The organism is Streptomyces sp. NBC_00454, assembly GCF_041434015.1.
Taxonomy (GTDB): domain Bacteria; phylum Actinomycetota; class Actinomycetes; order Streptomycetales; family Streptomycetaceae; genus Streptomyces.
Genome location: NZ_CP107907.1, coordinates 1827626 through 1844390, shown reverse-complemented (window position 1 = coordinate 1844390; position 16765 = coordinate 1827626). Strand labels below are relative to the sequence as shown.

13 protein-coding genes are annotated in these 16765 nt (G+C 71.6%); 6 read left to right on the top strand and 7 right to left on the bottom strand.

Translation table 11 applies throughout. From position 1 onward, the window contains the following. Positions 1–58: 58 nt before the first annotated feature. Entirely contained in the window at positions 59–622 is a 564-nt protein-coding gene (locus OHU74_RS08555) for a methylated-DNA--[protein]-cysteine S-methyltransferase (protein ID WP_371615321.1), read from the bottom strand. Between the two features lie 81 nt (positions 623–703). After that, a complete protein-coding gene (locus tag OHU74_RS08550) occupies positions 704–1588 on the bottom strand; it encodes a glycerophosphodiester phosphodiesterase (RefSeq protein ID WP_371615320.1) in 885 nt (294 codons plus the stop codon). Positions 1589–1829: 241 nt separating this feature from the next. Here OHU74_RS08550 and uvrB point away from each other — a divergent pair, with 241 nt between their 5' ends. The 4 genes from uvrB (at position 1830) to OHU74_RS08530 (ending at position 7925) form a co-directional block, all read left to right on the top strand. Beyond that, on the top strand, positions 1830–3974 hold the full coding sequence (gene uvrB, locus OHU74_RS08545) for an excinuclease ABC subunit UvrB (RefSeq protein ID WP_330295808.1): 2145 nt from the start codon (positions 1830–1832) through the stop codon (positions 3972–3974). An 87-nt stretch (positions 3975–4061) separates the two neighbouring features. Further along, the gene (locus OHU74_RS08540; protein WP_330295807.1) at positions 4062–4640 is read left to right on the top strand and encodes a TerD family protein; all 579 of its coding nucleotides are present in this window, start codon (positions 4062–4064) and stop codon (positions 4638–4640) included. Between the two features lie 47 nt (positions 4641–4687). Then, positions 4688–6676 carry a TerD family protein gene (locus OHU74_RS08535; RefSeq protein WP_371615319.1) on the top strand — a complete coding sequence of 663 codons (1989 nt, stop codon included), beginning with the start codon at positions 4688–4690 and terminating at the stop codon, positions 6674–6676. Between the two features lie 265 nt (positions 6677–6941). Continuing rightward, the gene (locus OHU74_RS08530; protein ID WP_371615318.1) at positions 6942–7925 is read left to right on the top strand and encodes a TerC/Alx family metal homeostasis membrane protein; all 984 of its coding nucleotides are present in this window, start codon (positions 6942–6944) and stop codon (positions 7923–7925) included. Between the two features lie 26 nt (positions 7926–7951). Here OHU74_RS08530 and OHU74_RS08525 read toward each other — a convergent pair whose 3' ends face one another. From OHU74_RS08525 to OHU74_RS08515, 3 genes are all read right to left on the bottom strand, one after another. After that, positions 7952–9286 (bottom strand): MFS transporter, encoded by a 1335-nt coding sequence (locus tag OHU74_RS08525; RefSeq protein ID WP_371615317.1) that lies wholly within the window; start codon positions 9284–9286, stop codon positions 7952–7954. Between the two features lie 205 nt (positions 9287–9491). Continuing rightward, positions 9492–10148 carry an MBL fold metallo-hydrolase gene (locus OHU74_RS08520; RefSeq protein WP_371615316.1) on the bottom strand — a complete coding sequence of 219 codons (657 nt, stop codon included), beginning with the start codon at positions 10146–10148 and terminating at the stop codon, positions 9492–9494. Between the two features lie 9 nt (positions 10149–10157). Further along, on the bottom strand, positions 10158–10847 hold the full coding sequence (locus OHU74_RS08515; RefSeq protein WP_371615315.1) for a maleylpyruvate isomerase family mycothiol-dependent enzyme: 690 nt from the start codon (positions 10845–10847) through the stop codon (positions 10158–10160). A gap of 186 nt (positions 10848–11033) precedes the next feature. On the opposite strand from OHU74_RS08515, the gene uvrA reads away from it, so the two are divergent. Next, a complete protein-coding gene (gene uvrA, locus OHU74_RS08510) occupies positions 11034–14054 on the top strand; it encodes an excinuclease ABC subunit UvrA (protein WP_371615314.1) in 3021 nt (1006 codons plus the stop codon). A 232-nt stretch (positions 14055–14286) separates the two neighbouring features. Here uvrA and OHU74_RS08505 read toward each other — a convergent pair whose 3' ends face one another. Continuing rightward, a complete protein-coding gene (locus OHU74_RS08505) occupies positions 14287–15171 on the bottom strand; it encodes a carbohydrate kinase (protein ID WP_371615313.1) in 885 nt (294 codons plus the stop codon). Between the two features lie 93 nt (positions 15172–15264). Between OHU74_RS08505 and OHU74_RS08500 the strand changes: the two genes are divergently transcribed. Next, positions 15265–15696 carry a Rieske (2Fe-2S) protein gene (locus OHU74_RS08500; RefSeq protein ID WP_371615312.1) on the top strand — a complete coding sequence of 144 codons (432 nt, stop codon included), beginning with the start codon at positions 15265–15267 and terminating at the stop codon, positions 15694–15696. A gap of 38 nt (positions 15697–15734) precedes the next feature. Here OHU74_RS08500 and OHU74_RS08495 read toward each other — a convergent pair whose 3' ends face one another. Then, complete coding sequence (locus OHU74_RS08495) at positions 15735–16688, bottom strand: hypothetical protein (RefSeq protein WP_371615311.1); 954 nt, start codon at positions 16686–16688, stop codon at positions 15735–15737. Positions 16689–16765: the final 77 nt, after the last annotated feature.

Genomic DNA, 16765 nt, shown 5'->3' with positions numbered 1-16765 from the left:
CTGGGGGAACCGGGAATCCGTGGCGCGCGGTGAGCGGCGGGTCAGGGGGGTGGGCGGGTCAGAACAGCGGTTGCGGGAGGACACCCTCCAGGGCGAGCAGGGTGCGCTTGGTCTCCACTCCGCCGCCGAAGCCGCCGATGCCCCCGTCGTTCTCCACGACCCGGTGGCAGGCCACCACCAGCGGCAGCGGGTTGGAGCCCATGGCGTTGCCGACGGCCTGGGCGGCGCCCGGCTGGCCGGCGCGGGCGGCCAGCTCGCCGTAGCTGACGACCGACCCGTAGGGCACGGAGCGGTCCAGTTCCAGCAGGACCTGCCGGTTGAAGCCGGAGCTGAGCCGCCAGTCGAGGGGCAGCTCGAAGCGGCGCAGCGTCCCGGCGAAGTACGCGGTCAGCTGGCGTATCGGTTCGGCCAGCAGGACCTCCTCGCCCGGTGCGGGATGCCAGGCGTCGGCGCCGAGCCGGGAGATCAGCGCGTCGGCCATCCTGTCCGCCCGGTCCGGCCCGGCGTGGAACTCCACCCGGACCAGACCCTCCGGGGTCGCGGCCAGGAGCAGGGGGCCGATGTCGCTGGGGACGACGGTCCATTCGAGGCGCGGCCCGCGGGGCCGCTCGGTGCTGTCCACCCCTTCACGGTACGGCCCCCCGCTGACAGCGCTGACAGCGCTGACAGCGCGGAGAGCGCCGAGAGCGCCGACACCGTCGGCTCAGTACCCGCCGACCGCGTCCCGCACGACGTCGGGCTTGTCGGTGATGATTCCGTCCACGCCCATGTCCTGGACCTGGCGGGCGGTCTCCGCGTCGTCCACGATCCAGGCGTCCACCTCCATCGCCTTTCCGTGGGCGCCGGCCAGCCCGTGCACCGCGTCCACGTAGTCGCCGTCGATGGTCTTGTACCAGGGGTTGATCCGGTCGGTGAACTCGGCGTACTTGGGCAGTTCGGACACGGCCGGGGTGCCGAGGTAGGCCGTCACGATGTCGGGGCGCAGCCGGTGGACGGTGCGGATGGACGCGGAGCTGAAGCTCTGGATCACCAGCCGGCGGCTCACGTGGCTCTCGTCGAGCCAGCCGGTCTCCTCCAGTACGCGCAGGGTCTGCTCCTCGATCCCGGGGTAGAGCTCCGGCTTCTTGATCTCCAGGAGCAGCCGCTGCCGGTTGCGCTGCACCCGGTTCATGTACTCCCGCAGGGTCGGCACGCGGGCGCCCGCGAACTGCGGTCCGAACCAGCTGCCCGCGTCCAGGCTGCGGATCTCCGCCGCCGTGAAGTCCTTGATGCGCCAGGACTTGCGGTCGGGGAACACCTGCTTGACGTTGGTCGTGCGGAGCAGGGTGTCGTCGTGGATCACGACCAGCTCGCCGTCCTTGGTCCGCTGGACGTCGTTCTCCACCCAGTCGAAGCCCATCGTCATCGCACGGTCGATCGATTCGAGGGTGTTCTCCGGGGCGTACGCCGAAGCCCCCCGGTGGGCGTACACGATCGGGTTGGAGAGCCAGTCCGGACCGGGGGCCGCCGTGGCGGCCGAGGCGCCGAACACGGTCAGGGTGAGTCCAAGGAAGGCGGCGGTGGCCGCGGCGGCGGGTCGGACGTACATGCGCGTTCTCCTCGGGTCGTGAGCCCTGCTCCTGCCCTCAAACGGGCTGGGAGCGGCATTCGTTGCGGCGATCCACTTCTTCGATGCGTTTCCGACGCACTTTCAGGGAGAGCTGTGTACGGCGATCATGGGGTTGGTGATCACCGGGCCGCCACCGAACTACGACAAACGGGCGCGACCCGTACGGCCCCGCCGGCCCACCGGAGCCTCGACTGTCAGTGGGGGGTCGTACGGTTGACCCATGCGGCCCGTATCGAAGATCGAACGCACGGTGGCGCCTTTCGAGGTCGTCAGCTCCTACACGCCCAGTGGCGACCAGCCGGCGGCCATCGCCGAGCTGGAGAAGCGCATCCGTGCAGGTGAGAAGGATGTCGTGCTGCTCGGCGCGACCGGAACCGGCAAGTCGGCGACCACCGCCTGGATGATCGAGAAGCTCCAGCGGCCCACGCTGGTGATGGCACCGAACAAGACGCTCGCCGCCCAGCTGGCGAACGAGTTCCGCGAGCTCCTGCCGAACAACGCCGTCGAGTACTTCGTCTCGTACTACGACTACTACCAGCCCGAGGCGTACGTACCGCAGTCGGACACCTACATCGAGAAGGACTCCTCGATCAACGAGGAGGTGGAGCGGCTGCGCCACTCCGCGACGAACTCCCTCCTCACCCGGCGCGACGTCATCGTCGTCGCCTCCGTGTCCTGCATCTACGGCCTCGGCACCCCGCAGGAGTACGTGGACCGGATGGTCCCCCTCAAGGTCGGCGAGGAGATGGACCGCGACCAGCTGCTGCGCCGCTTCGTCGAGATCCAGTACACGCGCAACGACGTGGCCTTCACCCGTGGCACCTTCCGGGTGCGCGGGGACACCATCGAGATCTTCCCGGTCTACGAGGAACTGGCCGTCCGCATCGAGATGTTCGGCGACGAGATCGAGGCCCTGTCCACCCTGCACCCGCTGACCGGCGAGGTGATCAGCGAGGACCGCGAGCTGTACGTCTTCCCCGCCACCCACTACGTCGCCGGCCCCGAGCGCATGGAGAAGGCGATCACCGGCATCGAGGCCGAGCTGGCCGAGCGCCTCGCCGAGCTGGAGAAGCAGGGCAAGATGCTGGAGGCGCAGCGGCTGCGCATGCGCACCACGTACGACCTGGAGATGATGCGCCAGATCGGGTCCTGCTCCGGCATCGAGAACTACTCGCTGCACATGGACGACCGAGAGCGCGGCTCCGCGCCCAACACCCTCATCGACTACTTCCCCGAGGACTTCCTCCTCGTCATCGACGAGTCGCACGTGACGGTCCCGCAGATCGGCGCGATGTACGAGGGCGACGCCTCCCGCAAGCGGACCCTGGTGGACCACGGGTTCCGCCTCCCGTCGGCCCTCGACAACCGGCCGCTGAAGTGGGAGGAGTTCCAGGAGCGGATCGGCCAGACCGTCTACCTGTCGGCGACCCCGGGCAAGTACGAGCTCGCGCGCGGCGACGGCTTCGTCGAGCAGATCATCCGCCCGACCGGCCTCATCGACCCGGAGGTGGTGGTCAAGCCCACCGAGGGCCAGATCGACGACCTCGTGCACGAGATCCGCCAGCGGGTGGAGAAGGACGAGCGGGTCCTGGTCACCACCCTCACCAAGAAGATGGCCGAGGACCTCACCGACTACTTCCTGGAGCTCGGCATCCAGGTCCGCTACCTGCACAGCGACGTGGACACCCTGCGCCGCATCGAGCTGCTGCGCGAGCTGCGGGCCGGCGAGTACGACGTCCTGGTCGGCATCAACCTGCTGCGCGAGGGCCTCGACCTGCCCGAGGTGTCGCTGGTGGCGATCCTCGACGCCGACAAGCAGGGCTTCCTGCGCTCCGGCACCTCACTGATCCAGACCATCGGCCGCGCGGCGCGCAACGTGTCCGGCCAGGTCCACATGTACGCCGACAGCATCACCCCGGCGATGGCCCAGGCGATCGACGAGACCAACCGGCGCCGGGAGAAGCAGGTCGCCTACAACACCGAGCACGGGATCGACCCGCAGCCGCTGCGCAAGAAGATCAACGACATCGTGGCCACCATCGCCCGGGAGGAGCTGGACACCGAGGAGCTCCTCGGCACCGGCTACCGGCAGGCGAAGGACGGCAAGGCGCTGAAGGCGCCGGTGCCCGCGCTGGGCGGCAAGGCCGGTGGGGCCAAGGCGGGCAAGGGGGCGAAGGGGGCCAAGGCCGCCGAGGTGCTCACCGACCGTCCCGCCGCCGAACTGGCCGCACTCATCGAGCAGATGACCGAGCGGATGCGCGGCGCCGCCGCGGAGCTGCAGTTCGAGGTCGCCGCCCGGATCCGGGACGAGGTGAGCGAACTGAAGAAGGAGCTCCGACAGATGAAGGAAGCGGGCCTCGCCTGACCCGGGGGCGGTCAGTAGGGTTGGGATCCAGTCGCAGGTACGTGCTGCGCACCCACATCGGGGGCGGGCCAGTGAGAGGGGACACGCGTGACGGTCAACATGACCAAGGGTCAGGCCATCAGTCTGCAGAAGGCGGACGGAGGCACCCTGACCGCGGTCCGGATGGGTCTCGGCTGGCAGGCCGCCAAGCGCCGCGGGCTGTTCGGCTCGCGGACCCGGGAGATCGACCTCGACGCGTCGGCGGTGCTGTTCGCCGACAAGCAGCCCGTGGACGTCGTCTTCTTCCGGCACCTGCAGAGCGACGACGGCTCCGTGCGGCACACCGGTGACAACCTCGTCGGCGGCGCCGGCCAGGGTGGGGACGACGAGTCGATCCTCGTCGACCTCCAGCGCGTGCCGGTGCACATCGACCAGATCGTCTTCACGGTGAACTCCTTCACCGGCCAGACGTTCCAGGAAGTGCAGAACGCGTTCTGCCGCATCGTGGACGAGACCAACGGCCAGGAGCTGGCCCGCTACACCCTGGACGGCGGCGGGCAGTACACCGCGCAGATCATGGCGAAGGTGTCGCGCGTCGGCGCCGGCTGGCAGATGACGGCCCTCGGCAACCCGGCCAACGGCCGGACCTTCCAGGACCTGATGCCGTCGATCCTGCCGCACCTGTAAACAAGCACAGCACAGAAGAAGAACGGGTACGGGGGAGGGGCTGCACGATGACGGCCGAACTGGTCCGGGGGCAGAACCACCCCCTGTCCCGGAGCCGGGTGGAGATCAGGGTCTCGGCGGGCACACCCGTGCTCGCCCTGGCCCACTTCGCCGACGAGTCGGGCCGGCTCTCCGGCCCCGGGGCGGTGGCCCATCCCGGAGCCCGGAGCCTGCCGGGCCTCGAAGTACCCGGGGGCGTCTCCGGTCAGCACCGGATCGAGGTCGACCTCGACACCGTCGGAGCGGCCGTGCACCGGGTCGGGGTGGTCCTCGTCCTGCCGCCCGGCGGCCCGGCACGCTTCGGCGCGGTCCCGGCCTCCTATGTGTCCGTGGCCGAACCGGAGGGCGCCGAGCTCGCCGGATACACGGTGACCGACCTGGACACCGAGACCGCCGTCCTGGCCCTGGAGCTGTACCGGCGCCAGGGTGCCTGGAAGGTGCGCGCCGTGGGCCAGGGGTACGCCGCCGGACTGGGCGCGCTGCTGGCCGACGGCGGCCTGGCCGGCCCGGCCGCCACGGAGCTGGCCGCCGCCGCGCTGGGGCTCGCGCCTTCGGGGGACATCACCCTGGCGGCCATGCCGGCCGGGTCGGCGCCCACCCTGCCCCAGGGCCTACGGTCCCCGGGCCCGCAGGACGTGCCCGCACCCGCGACCCCCGCGCCGCCGGACCCGGTCTCCGGTTCGCCCTACGGCGCTGCGCCCGGAGCCGGCCCGGGCCCGGGATCCGGCCCCGCGCCCGGCCCCGGCAGGGACGCCGCGGATTCCCCGTCCACCATCAGCTACTCCCACCCCCGCCGCCGCACCAGCACCGAGCCTCCGGAGCCCGCCCCGCGCCCCGCGGCGTCCGCGCAGCCGGGCGAGGCGCCCCGGCCCGTCGCCGGGGACGCGAGCGGCTGGTCCATGGAGGAACGGCTCTACAACCAGGTCTGGGGCATGTTCGAGGACCTGGCCCGCTCCGTCGCCGCCTACCGCGGGGCCGTCGAGTTCGCCGACTCCCGCATGGACCGCGAGCTCGACGAGGCCCTGGCCGACCCGCGCCACCGCCTGGGCGGCTCCGGCAACGCCGCCCGCGACACCGCCCGGGCCCGGCGCGACGAGCTCGTCGCGCGGGCGCAGGCCGTGCTCGACCGGGACCTCGCCCAGCTCACCGCCGAGTCCGAGGTGGTCGAGCCCGCGCTGCCGACCGCGTACGCCCGCTGGGACAGCCCCGTCTGGCACGCGCACGCCGTCCCCGCGGAGAGCCCGCTGGCCCTGCGCCTCGGCGACCTCAGCCTGCCGGAGGGGCCCGGGCTGCGGATCCCCATGCTGGTGCGGGTCCCGCTGGAGCGGGGCCTGTGGATCGACAATGGCCGCACCGGTTCCGAGGCCGCGATGGCCATGGACACCGACCGGCTGCGCCGGGCCGCCATGGACATGGCCGTCGCGCACGCCGCACGGCTGCTGGGCGCCCACCCCGCCGACCGGTTCGCGGTCCACGTGATCGACGCGGCCGGCGCCGGAGCCGCCTCGCTGGCTCCGCTGGTGCGCGCCGGAGTGCTGGCCGGGCCGCCCGCCGCCGGGGCCGCGGGGGTCACCGAGACCCTGGAGCGGCTGACCCGGCGCGTGGACCTCGTGCAGATGGCGGTGCGGGCCGGGGCTCCGGAGGACCTGCCGACCGATGTGGACACGGCCGATCAGCTGCTGATCGTGCACGACTTCCCGCACGGGTTCGACGACCGTGCCGTCACCCGTTTGCGCTATCTCGCCGATGAGGGTCCGGCGGTCGGCGTGCACCTGCTGATGGTCGCGGACCGTGACGAGGCCTCGGCCTACGGGCCGCTGCTGGATCCGCTGTGGCGCTCGCTGATGCGGCTGTCGCCCGTGCCGGACGACCATCTCGCCGATCCGTGGGTCCACCACGCCTGGACCTTCGAGGCGGACCTGCCGCCGCAGGGCAGCAGGGTCCTCGACCAGGTGCTGGAGCGGGTGGCGGCGGCCCGGCGCGGCTCCGGGCGGTGACCGCGGGGCGGTCCGCCGCCCCGCCCCGGATGACCGGCCGTTGAGCAGCTCTTGGTCTCCCCTTTACCTTAAGCGGCCATTACGGGTACGCTGATGAGTGCGGAGGGGAGTATTCCTGCTTTCCTGCTACGGCGTGCCCGTCAATACGGACTGCAATCGGTCCCGGGGCGCCGGCCCGTGGCCTCCAGGCCGTCCGGGTGGAAGAGACCTCCGGCAGCGATGACGCTGACAAAGTGCTGAGCCATCTGCCGGAGGCATGTAAATAGTGGACGTTTCCTTGACCCTTTGGGTGCTGACCATTCTCGGTCTGGGCATCCTCATCGGAGCCGATTTCTTCATCGGCCGCAAACCCCATGACGTTTCCATGAAGGAAGCGGGCATCTGGACGGTCGTCTGGGTCGTCCTCGCCGCGCTCTTCGGCCTGGGCCTGCTGTTCTTCGGCCACGGTCAGGCCTCACAGGAATTCTTCGCCGGTTTCATCACCGAGAAGTCCCTGAGCGTGGACAACCTCTTCGTCTTCGTCCTGATCATGGCGAAATTCTCGGTCCCCACCCACCTCCAGCAGCGCGTGCTGCTCGTGGGCGTACTGATCGCCCTCGTCCTGCGGGCGATCTTCATCGCGGCGGGCGCCGCGATCATCGCCAACTTCTCGTGGGTCTTCTACATCTTCGGCGCGTTCCTCATCTACACCGCGTGGAAGCTGATCCAGGAAGCCCGCAAGGACGAGGAGGAAGAGGAGTTCGAGGAGAACCGTCTCCTCAAGTCCATCGAGAAGAAGTTCGGTGTCGCCGACCGCTACCACGGCACCAAGCTCTTCATCGAGAAGAACGGCAAGCGGATCCTGACCCCGCTGATGGTGGTCATGCTCGCCATCGGCACCACCGACGTGCTGTTCGCCCTGGACTCGATCCCCGCGATCTTCGGCCTCACCCAGGACCCGTACATCGTCTTCACCGCCAACGCCTTCGCCCTGATGGGCCTGCGCCAGCTGTACTTCCTCATCGGCGGCCTGCTCAAGAAGCTGGTCCACCTCAGCTACGGCCTCTCCGTCATCCTGGGCTTCATCGGCATCAAGCTCGTGCTGCACGCCCTGCACGAGTCGGGCCTGCACGTCCCGCAGATCTCCATCCCGGTCTCCCTGGGCGTCATCTGCGGCGTGCTGGTGATCACCACGATCACCAGCCTGATGGCCTCGAAGAAGCAGGCGGCGGCCGAAGCCGCCGCCAGCCCGGAGAACATCGAGGCCTAGTACGCGCCGGACGCGGCCCTACGGGGCTACGCGGGGGCGGCCGCTCCGGCCGCCCCCGCCTCCGCGCCCTGGTCCGTGCCCTTGCCGGAGCCCGGGCCCGACCGCTGGCGCACCACCACCGGGTTCGTCTCCGGCAGCAGGGCGAAGCAGGCCAGCGAGACCAGGGCGATCGCCGTCAGGTACACCGCGACGGCCCACGGCGGGCCCGGGCCGTCCGCCAGGGCCGTCGCCACGATCGGGGTCAGCGCGCCGCCCAGCACCCCGCCGAGGTTGTAGCCGACGGCCGCGCCGGTGCAGCGGATCCGCGGGGCGTACAGCTCGGGCAGGTACGCGCCCACCACCGCGAACATCGTGACCATCGCGAGCAGGGCGCCGAGCAGCCCCAGCGTCATCAGCAGCGGGTCCGCCGTGCGCAGCAGGGCCACGAAGGGGAACATCCACAGCGCGCAGGCCGTGCAGCCCGCCAGGCAGAGCGGCCGCCGGCCGTAGCGGTCGCCTAGCACCGCCACCACCGGGGTCGCCAGGCCCTTGAGCGCGATGGCCACCATGACGCAGGCGAGCATCACCGAGCGGTGCACGCCCAGGTGCTCGGTGGCGTACGCGAGGGACCAGGTGGTGGCCGCGTAGAAGACGGCGTACCCCACGGCGAGCGCCCCGCCGGTCAGCAGGAGCAGCCGCCAGTGGCCCCGTACGACCTCGGCCAGGGGTGCGTCCGCCCGGCGGCCGGTCTCGGAGAGCGCGCGGAACTGCGGGGTCTCCTCCACCGAGCGGCGCAGCCACAGCCCGGCCAGGGCCAGCAGCCCGGCGGCCCAGAACGGCACCCGCCAGCCCCAGGAGGCGAACTGCCCGTCGGTGAGGGTGCTCGTCAGGGTCAGCATCAGCCCGTTGGCCAGCAGGAACCCCACCGCCGGGCCCATCTGAGGGAAGCTCGACCACAGCCCGCGCCGCCGCTCGGGGGCGTGCTCGGCGGTCAGCAGTACCGCGCCGCCCCATTCGCCGCCGAGCCCGAAGCCCTGCAGGAACCGGAGCAGGACCAGCAGCACCGGCGCGGCCATCCCGATGGAGGCGTACGAGGGCACGCAGCCCACCGCCACCGTGGCCAGGCCGGTCAGCAGCAGGGAGCCGAGCAGGACGGGGCGGCGGCCGTGGCGGTCTCCGATGTGGCCGAAGACGGCGGAGCCGAGGGGACGGGCGAGGAAGCCGACGCCGAAGGTGCCGAAGGCGGCGAGGGTCGCGGCGAGCGGCGAGAAGGAGGGGAAGAAGAGCGGCCCGAGCACCAGGGCGGCGGCGGTGCCGTAGACGAAGAAGTCGTAGAACTCGATGGCGGTGCCGGCCAGGGAGGCCGAGGCGAGCCGGAGCATCGAGGGCCGCGGAGAGGACCGCGGAGAGGTCCGCGCGGGAACGGGGGCCCCGGGGGCCGGGGGAGCCTCGGAGGCCGGGGCGGGGGAGGGGTCTTGTTGCATGGTGCAGCAATTACCCCGCCCCACACCCTCAGGACGTGCGTTCGGCCATCATCGACCGGAAGGAGTGCAGCCCGTCGTCAGGTTGACGCGGAGCCGCCGTCCGCTACCAGCCGCGCTCGCGCCATTCGGCCAGGTGGGGACGTTCGGCGCCGAGCGTGGTGTCGCCGCCGTGGCCCGGGTAGACCCAGGTCTCGTCCGGCAGCGGCTCGAAGAGCTTGTGCTCGACGTCGTCCACGAGCTGGGCGAAGGCCTTCGCGTCGCCCCAGGTGTTGCCGACGCCGCCCGGGAAGAGGCAGTCGCCGGTGAACACGTGCGGGTGGCCGTGCGGGTCGTCGTAGACCAGCACGATCGAGCCGGGGGTGTGGCCGACCAGGTGGCGGGCGGTCAGCGTGACCCGTCCGACCGTGATCGTGTCCCCGTCCGCGACGAGCACGTCGGTCGGGACCGGGATGCCCTCCGCGTCGTGGGCCCCCGCGTACGTCCGCGCGCCGGTCGCCTCGACCACCGACTGGAGCGCGCCCCAGTGGTCGCCGTGCCGGTGGGTGGTGACCACGGACGCGATGCCGCCGTCGCCGATCAGGCTCAGCAGGGTCTGGGGCTCGGCGGCGGCGTCGATCAGCAGCTGCTCGTCGGTGGCCCGGCACCGCAGCAGGTAGGCGTTGTTGTTCATGCCTCCGACCGCGACCTTGGAGATCATGAGGTCCGAGAGTTCGTGCACGTCGGCCGGACCGCCGACTTTGACCGCTCCGCTGTACGTCATGAACCGATCCTAGAGCGGCGGGAGGGCGGGCAGCTGTCCGCCCTCGGTGGTGAGGGAGGCGCCCTTGTCGGCGCGGCCCGAGAGCCAGGCCAGCAGGGCGGCGGCGCTCCCGGTGACGGTGACCGCGGGCTCGCCGGCGGAGCCGGTGCGCCACTGGCGGCCGTCGGTGGCGGTCAGGGCCGTCGCGGGCACGTCCGGGTGGCCCGACCAGCGCTCGGCCAGGAACTCGATCTCCTGACCGGTGAACCGGTCGGGGAGGTCCGCGAGCTCGTAGCCGATGTTCAGGTCGACGTGGTGCAGCTCGACCTCGACCAGGCGCCGGAAGGGGATGCGGGAGGCGCTGTCGGTGACCCCGTTGCGCAGCTCCAGCGTGCGGGTCCAGTCCTTCGGGGCCTCGGCGACGGTCTGCCAGGCGGCCGCGGAATTCCGGACGTCTTCGAGCTGTTCCAGCAGGGGACGTCCCGAATCGCGCTCGATGTCCGCGTCGCGGGCGGTGCCGCTCTCGTACATGGGGCGGCCCTCGAAGACGTTCACCAGGGCGTCCGCGTTGCGGGCGAGGTGGGCCAGGATGTGGCCACGGCTCCAGCCGGGGAGATGTGACTCTTCGGCCAGGGCGGCGTTGTCCAGCTTCGCGGCCGCTGTCAGCAGCCGGTCGGTGGCTTCACGTACAGATTGCAGGTCGTGCACATGATCAGTCATGCGGCCGAGCCTAGTGGCTGAAGGGCCTGCGCCACACGATCGGGTGAAGCAGTCGGCGGAGTGCCGGAAATCGAATGCACGTGCTATACGCTCGGAGTCCAGTCTCCAAGTCCATCGCAGAGGCGCCCCCCAATACCCTGGGACGGGGGCCCGTGCCCCGCTCTCTCAAGAAAGGTGCGGACCGGCGTGACCGACCGTCTCATCGTTCGTGGCGCTCGCGAGCACAACCTCAAGAACGTCTCGCTCGACCTGCCCCGCGACTCCCTCATCGTCTTCACCGGGCTCTCCGGTTCGGGCAAGTCCTCCCTCGCCTTCGACACGATCTTCGCCGAGGGCCAGCGCCGCTACGTCGAGTCGCTCTCGTCGTACGCCCGCCAGTTCCTCGGGCAGATGGACAAGCCCGACGTGGACTTCATCGAGGGCCTCTCACCGGCCGTCTCGATCGACCAGAAGTCCACCTCGCGCAACCCGCGCTCCACCGTGGGCACCATCACCGAGGTCTACGACTACCTCCGCCTGCTCTTCGCCCGCATCGGCAAGCCCCACTGCCCCGAGTGCCGCCGACCGATCTCGCGGCAGTCGCCGCAGGCGATCGTCGACAAGGTGCTCGCGCTGCCCGAGGGCAGCCGCTTCCAGGTGCTCTCCCCGCTGGTGCGCGAGCGCAAGGGCGAGTTCGTCGACCTCTTCGCCGACCTCCAGACCAAGGGCTACAGCCGCGCCCGGGTGGACGGGGAGACGATCCAGCTCTCCGAGCCGCCCACGCTCAAGAAGCAGGAGAAGCACACCATCGAGGTGGTCATCGACCGCCTCACGGTCAAGGAGGGCGCCAAGCGCCGGCTGACCGACTCCGTGGAGACCGCCCTCGGGCTGTCCAGCGGCATGGTGATCCTGGACTTCGTCGACCTCGCCGAGGACGACCCCGAGCGCGAGCGGATGTACTCCGAGCACCTCTACTGCCCGTACGACGACCTCTCCTTCGAGGAGCTGGAGCCGCGCTCCTTCTCCTTCAACTCGCCCTTCGGCGCCTGCCCCGAATGCACCGGCATCGGTACGCGCATGGAGGTGGATCCGGAGCTGATCGTCCCGGACGAGGACAAGTCCCTGGACGAGGGCGCGGTTTCGCCCTGGTCGCTGGGCCACACCAAGGACTACTTCCAGCGGCTGATCGGCGCGCTCGCCGGGGAGCTGGGCTTCCGCACCGACATCCCGTGGGCCGGGCTGCCGCTGCGGGCCAAGAAGGCCCTGCTGTACGGCCACAAGACGCAGATCGAGGTCCGCTACCGCAACCGTTACGGGCGCGAGCGGGCCTACACCACGGCCTTCGAGGGCGCGGTTCCCTTCGTCAAGCGGCGGCACTCGGAGTCCGAGAGCGACGCCAGCCGCGAGCGCTTCGAGGGCTACATGCGCGAGGTGCCCTGCCCCACCTGCCAGGGCACCCGGCTCAAGCCGATCGTGCTCGCGGTGACCGTGATGGACCGGTCCATCGCCGAGGTCGCCGCGATGTCGATCAGCGAGTGCGCGGACTTCCTGGGCCGGATGAAGCTGGACGCCCGCGACAAGCAGATCGCCGAGCGGGTCCTCAAGGAGGTCAACGAGCGGCTGCGCTTCCTCGTGGACGTCGGCCTCGACTACCTCTCGCTCAACCGCGCCGCCGGCACCCTGTCGGGCGGCGAGGCCCAGCGCATCCGCCTCGCCACGCAGATCGGCTCCGGCCTCGTGGGCGTGCTCTACGTCCTGGACGAGCCCTCCATCGGCCTGCACCAGCGGGACAACCACCGCCTGATCGAGACCCTCGTCCGGCTGCGGGACATGGGCAACACGCTCATCGTCGTCGAGCACGACGAGGACACCATCAAGGTCGCCGACTGGGTCGTGGACATCGGTCCGGGCGCCGGCGAGCACGGCGGCAAGGTCGTGCACAGCGGCTCGCTGAAGGAACTGCTGAAGAACCCCGAGTCGATCACCGGTCAGTACCTGTCCGGCAAGCGGTCCATCCCGCTTCCCGACGTACGCCGTCCCGTGGACCCGGCGCGCAAGCTGACGGTCCACGGCGCCAAGGAGAACAACCTCCGGGACATCGACGTGTCCTTCCCGCTGGGCGTGCTCACCGCGGTGACGGGCGTCTCGGGTTCCGGCAAGTCCACGCTGGTCAACGACATCCTCTACACGCACCTGGCGCGCGAGCTCAATGGCGCGCGGTCGGTTCCGGGGCGGCACACGCGGGTGGACGGCGACGAGCTCGTCGACAAGGTCGTGCATGTGGACCAGTCGCCGATCGGGCGGACCCCGCGGTCCAACCCGGCGACGTACACGGGCGTCTTCGACCACGTCCGCAAGCTGTTCGCGGAGACCATGGAGGCGAAGGTGCGCGGCTACCTGCCGGGCCGCTTCTCCTTCAACGTCAAGGGCGGCCGCTGCGAGAACTGCTCCGGCGACGGCACCATCAAGATCGAGATGAACTTCCTGCCGGATGTCTACGTCCCCTGCGAGGTCTGCCACGGCGACCGGTACAACCGGGAGACGCTGGAGGTCCACTACAAGGGCAAGTCCATCGCCGAGGTCCTGAACATGCCGATCGAGGAGGCCGCCGGCTTCTTCGAGGCGGTCCCGACGATCTCCCGGCACCTGAAGACGCTGAACGAGGTCGGGCTGGGGTACGTGCGCCTCGGCCAGTCCGCGCCGACGCTGTCGGGCGGTGAGGCGCAGCGCGTGAAGCTGGCCTCCGAACTCCAGAAGCGCTCCACGGGCCGGACGGTGTACGTCCTGGACGAGCCGACGACGGGCCTGCACTTCGAGGACATCTCGAAGCTGATCAAGGTGCTGTCGGGGCTGGTGGACAAGGGGAACTCGGTGATCGTCATCGAGCACAACCTCGACGTGGTCAAGACCGCGGACTGGGTCGTCGACATGGGCCCCGAAGGCGGCTACGGCGGCGGCCTCGTCGTCGCGGAGGGCACCCCGGAGCAGGTGGCCTCGGTGGGCGCGAGCCACACGGGCAAGTTCCTGCGGGACATCCTGGGGGCCGACCGGATCCTGGACGCGGTGTCGCCTCCGGCGGGGTCCGTGGCCAAGAAGGCTCCGGCGAAGAAGGCTCCTGCCAAGAAGGCCACGGCCAAGAAGGCGGCGGCCGCGGCCGAGGCTCCGGCTCCGGCTCCGGCGAAGAAGGCCGCCCCGGCGAAGAAGGCCACCCGGGCCCGCAAGGCGTAGTACTCCGGGGGCGGTGCCGGTCCGTCGCAGGGAGCGGCGCCGCTCCCGGGGGCCAGCCCCCGGACCCCCGCGCCTCAAACGCCGGCGGGGCTGGATTTGGTGCGGGCCGTCTCCGGGTGCGGCGCTGTGGCCCGCGGGGCTTGATGTGGTGCGGACCCCGTCCCCGGGTGCGGCGCTGTGGCTCGCGGGGCTTGATGTGGGGCGGGCCGTCTCCGGCTGCGAGGCCGCCGGGCTATGCGGTCAGTTCCGAGGCGTACGGGGGCTCCGCGCCCGCCCGGGTGCAGGTCAGCGCGGCCGCTTCGGCGGCGTACGACAGCACCTCGGGCCAGTCCGCCCGGCCGGCGCCGTCCGGGAGGTCCGTGAGCCGGTGCAGCAGGGCCGCGTTCACGGTGTCGCCCGCACCGATGGTGTCCACCACCCCGACCCGGCGGGCGGGCACCGAGTGCTCCGCCCCTTCCCGGGTCCACACCGTCAGCCCCCCGGCCCCCCGGGTGAGCACCACCGCCGAGGGGCCCGCCGCCAGCCAGTCCCGGACCCGGCCGCCCAGCCACGCGGCGTCCTCCTCCGACAGCTTCAGCACCGAGACGTACGGGAGCCAGGACAGGAAGCGCTTGCGGTACGCGTCCGGCTCCGCGATCAGCGCCGGCCGGATGTTGGGGTCGAGCAGGGTGAGCACCCCGCGCGCGGACTCCCGGCGCAGCAGGGCCTCGTAGGCTCCGGCGCCGGGCTCCAGCACCAGGGAGCAGGTGCCGAGCGCGAGGGCCCGTACGCCCTCCGGGAACGCGGGCGGCAGCCGGAACAGCCGGTCGGCGGTGCCCTCGACGTAGAAGCCGTACGCCGCCGAGCCGTCCGGGGCCAGCGAGGGCACGGCCAGGGTGGTCGGCTCGGGCCCGCGCTGGACCAGGGACAGGTCCACGCCGGCCGCCCGCAGTCCGGCGAGCAGCGAGGCGCCGAAGCCGTCGGTCGAGACCCGGGAGCAGAAGGCGGTCCGCGCCCCGAGCCGGCCCAGCGCGAGCGCGGTGTTGTACGGTCCGCCGCCCGGCCGGGGCAGCAGGGCGCCCGGCGGCTCCGCGACGGGCACCAGGTCGATCAGGGCTTCTCCACCGACGACGATCACGCGGGGGAAGGTACCCCATCGGGCGGCGGTATCGTCGGGTGGGCCCCGGGCCGAAAGGGACGCCCGGCCGATCGCACACCTCAGGAGAACCGCATGCCCGCGTCGCAGTCCGCAGCCCGTCGTACCGTCCTCAAGGGCGCGGCCGCGCTCGCCGGGGCCGTAGGCGCCGGAGCGACGCTCGCGGCCTGCTCCACCGAGACCAGCAGCGGCCACGGCAGCCCCGCCGTGCCGGCCGAGCCGGTGGAACTGGGGGCCGCGACCGAGGTCCCGGTGGGCGGCGCGAAGCTGTTCCGGGAGAAGAAGCTGATCGTCAGCTGCCAGGAGGCGGGCCAGTACAAGGCCTTCAGCGCGCAGTGCACGCACGCGGGCTGCGTCCTGGACAAGATCGTCAAGGGCGAGGGCACCTGCCCGTGCCACGGCAGCCGTTTCGACGTGACCACCGGCAAGGTCCTGCAGGGCCCGGCCACCGACCCGCTGCCGGAGGTCCCGGTGAAGGCGGAGAACGGCAAGCTCGTCGCGGGCTGAGGCCGGGCGAACGGCTGGGTGCCGGGTGACCGGTCGGCCTACTCCCAGTCCCAGGCGATCCCCAGGACCCCGCGCCGCACCCCCTGTTCCACCAGGTGTACGGCCCGGTGCGGTCCGCTCGGGGCCAGGTCGCACAGGTGCCCGCGCGGCGCGTCCGCCCCGCTGCGGCTGAACCGGCGGCAGCGCACCGGCAGCGCGGCCTCGTCGAAGCGGACCTGGAGCACGTACTGCCCGCCCGTGTAGCTGAAGCCGCGCACGTACTCGCTGCTGCGTCCGCCGGTGCCGTCCTCGAAGCCGTAGCCGAAGACGTAGGTGTCCCCGGAGCGCAGCCGGGCGTCGAAGAGCAGCTCGGCGACGACCACTTCGGCCTCGGCGTGGTGGCGGATCCGCCCGGTCCGGCAGTTCTCGTCGGCGCGCACCCGGATCCGCGCCGGATCGCAGCCCGGGTCCCCGTGGTGGACGGCGATGTACCGGTCGACCCCGTCGCGGTGGGCCCGTACGACGTGCTGCGATTCGCGGCCCAGCAGTTCACCGGCGGGCCCGATCCGGACCCGCTCGTGGTGGCCGACGGTGTGCAGGCCGCCGTCGGCGGGCAGTTCCATGCCGGCCAGCAGTTCCTCCACGGCCGAGCCCACGCTGAACAGTGCCCGGTACGAACGTGCGGGCGGCCGGGCCGTCCCGGGCGCGGCGGGATCCGGCGCGGCGAGCAGCCGCAGCAGGGTGCCCCCGGGCAGTTCCAGGATCTGCTCCAGGGCCCGTACGGCCTTCAGGGACTCGGCGCGGCGCGGCCGCCGGGCGCCCTGCTGCCAGTAACTGAGGCTGGTCACCCCCAGCTTGATGCCGCGGGCGGCGAGCCGGTGCTGGACCCGGTGCAGGGGGAGTCCGCGGGCGGTGAGGGCGGCGCGCAGTGCGAGGTGGAAGGGACCGGTGCGCAGCAGTTGCGGTAGGTCCAGGGCGCTGTCCGAGAGTCTGCTGTCCGCGCTCGACCGCATGGGGGGCCTCCTGTGAACGTTCACGAAAGCGGGGTGCGGGCGGTCCCGCGGTGACGTCCGAGCGACCTGGGTGGACC